General features: G+C 64.1%; 3 protein-coding genes. All 3 read right to left on the reverse strand.

Features of this window, described 5'->3' with window-relative positions:
• Window positions 1-171: 171 nt before the first annotated feature.
• Entirely contained in the window at window positions 172-528 is a 357-nt protein-coding gene (locus EP26_RS30640) for a hypothetical protein (protein ID WP_043345275.1), read from the reverse strand.
• Window positions 525-1319, reverse strand: a complete 795-nt coding sequence (locus EP26_RS30645) for an HAD domain-containing protein (RefSeq protein ID WP_043345278.1) — start codon at window positions 1317-1319, stop codon at window positions 525-527. Before EP26_RS30645 ends, EP26_RS30640 begins: the two co-directional genes overlap by 4 nt.
• Before the next feature lie 151 nt (window positions 1320-1470).
• Window positions 1471-1755 (reverse strand): hypothetical protein, encoded by a 285-nt coding sequence (locus EP26_RS30650; protein ID WP_211259640.1) that lies wholly within the window; start codon window positions 1753-1755, stop codon window positions 1471-1473.
• Between the last annotated feature and the right edge of the window lie 259 nt (window positions 1756-2014).

Raw genomic sequence — 2014 nt, forward strand, 5'->3', positions numbered from 1 at the left:
ACGACGCTCTCGCCTTTATCGCCGCCGAGGGCTTTTTCTGGATCCATGCATCATGACGAGATCGTCACAGCATGTGCAAACTCAAGCTTAGAGCCTGCCGGAGTTAGTGCCGCATCTCGGCACCAGTAAAGTCGACGGCGCTGGGCAGCCAATCCTTGGCTTTAAAGGTCATCAGTTCTCCTGCCTAACCTCGACAGCTATGGCGCGATCTGGAAAGTGCTGGACGACCCAGTCCTGAGCGTAGCTGGAGACGACGTACACAGTGAGCGCGTGACCCTCCATCGTCGCGGGCAGCGCCGCCTGTTCGAACGCGGCGTGCGCATTTCTGAGGAGGGCTTTCTCCTCCTCTTGCAGCCGTGGCTCCATCTGCAGGATGACCGCGACCTGGTGGGGGAAGTCCGAAGTCGGGTGCACCGGCAGGAGGAGCACGACTCGCTCGATTTGGCCGGGGAACGCCTTCGCGGCCGCACTGGCGAAGTCACGCAGGCACGCAGCTCCGACGGACCCCACCGCTTCATCGAGGGTCACGAAGCCTCTCCCTGCTCCACCTCGTCACGGCCGAGCAGCACGTTCAGGGCCTGATTTTGCTCGCGCTTGCGTTTGGCGTGATCGGCGGCCGCTAACGTCAGGCGGCGTAGTGCTTCCTCGCGCGCACCCTGTCTGAACAAGGCCGAGGGTCGTTGGCGCAGTGGCTGCCGGTCACCGGCGCCCTCCAGCCAGCGGCATGCCTCAACCCGATCTCCTCCAAAAGCCTGGACGACCTGCTTCATGTCGTCCTCCGCTAGAGGACCGACGCCAAGCTTTGCATCGACGCTGCCGAAGAACCGTACGGCGGCAGCTGCGTCTCGTACCCCGAGCCCGTCCAGGCCGTCGGTCCTCAGGGTCGCGCCTGGCAAGACGTTCTCGTCATCGAGCACGAGCCAGGTATCGTAATGGGCTACACCGTGCTCCTCGAGCCAGTAGGAGATGTCAGCGTTTTTGTCCGGTGATCCATGGCGGACCATGGGGCAGGCCCAATCCTCATGGAGCAGGGCGCCCTGCAAACCCTGGTTCAGGAGCTTGGCGCGAGTCAGCTCAGGGCCGACGGTGTACCGCCAGAAGCTGGCAACCACGACCTGCGCACCGGTTGCTTTGCAGATGCGGCCGATCAGAGCGACGGCGCAGGGATCAAAGACTGCTTCCCGCCCGACCAGCTGCAGCGACTGCCACCTCGGCAAGCCCGCACTCCTGGCCTGCAGATCCTGGTTGGCGGGCAGAAGCCAAGCGCGGCCGGAGAGCAGCACGCCATCGATGTCGAGGAAGAGGACAGGGGGCGTCATCGGACCCGCTCCCACCTTTCAGCGTGCGGCACTCGCAAGTAGGCACAACAGCGAACCGAGAGGGCTCGCTCGGCCAAGTTGTCCATGGCGCCCGAAGCGGAGCATGCAGGTTCGCGTCTGGGAACCTCATTCGGATCGCACCACGCGAGCTTCATCGTGGGCCCGTTCCATCCCTACGGCGCTGCACGTCTCGCCACCAGAGTTCGGTCAGCCCAAGCCCATAGAAGGTGACGCCGCTGACGCCGAAGCCCGTCGTCACGATCCCAGCTGCCCACATGAGCAGAGTAACCGGAAGGGACTGGCCGCCTACCGTCGTGCCATCAAACGATGACATGGCGTGCTTGATGGCAGCGCCGCCTGCGCCCAGGCCAGCAAGAGCCGCGGCCGTCATGCGCACGATCATCGATGGGCCGACCCATGGCTTGATGGAGGCCATATACGCCTCCGCATTGGCGGCCACACGACTGTATCCCAGGTGAATGACGGCAATCCCGCGCACTGGTCGGTACCCTCCTTACCGATGTCCGTGGCCCGGACAGGACGGACCTGCACCACCATACTAGCCACTTGGGTTGGGGCGGTCGGCAGGCGCCGTCTCGGCACCTAGTGCACTGACCCAGACGGAGGATTCACAGCGGGCCGCTGCGGTGGAATTCTCCGGCTATGGCCCAGACCGTCAGTGTCATCGTTGGATC

It is taken from the genome of Belnapia moabensis DSM 16746 (genome assembly GCF_000745835.1).
GTDB classification, from domain to species: domain Bacteria; phylum Pseudomonadota; class Alphaproteobacteria; order Acetobacterales; family Acetobacteraceae; genus Belnapia; species Belnapia moabensis.

Excerpts from the sequence above, each read along its gene's own strand:
- EP26_RS30645 (WP_043345278.1), bottom strand. The coding sequence starts at position 1,319 with ATGACGCCCCCTGTCCTCTTCCTCGACATCGATGGCGTGCTGCTCTCC.
- EP26_RS30650 (WP_211259640.1), bottom strand. The coding sequence starts at position 1,755 with ATGGCCTCCATCAAGCCATGGGTCGGCCCATCGATGATCGTGCGCATG.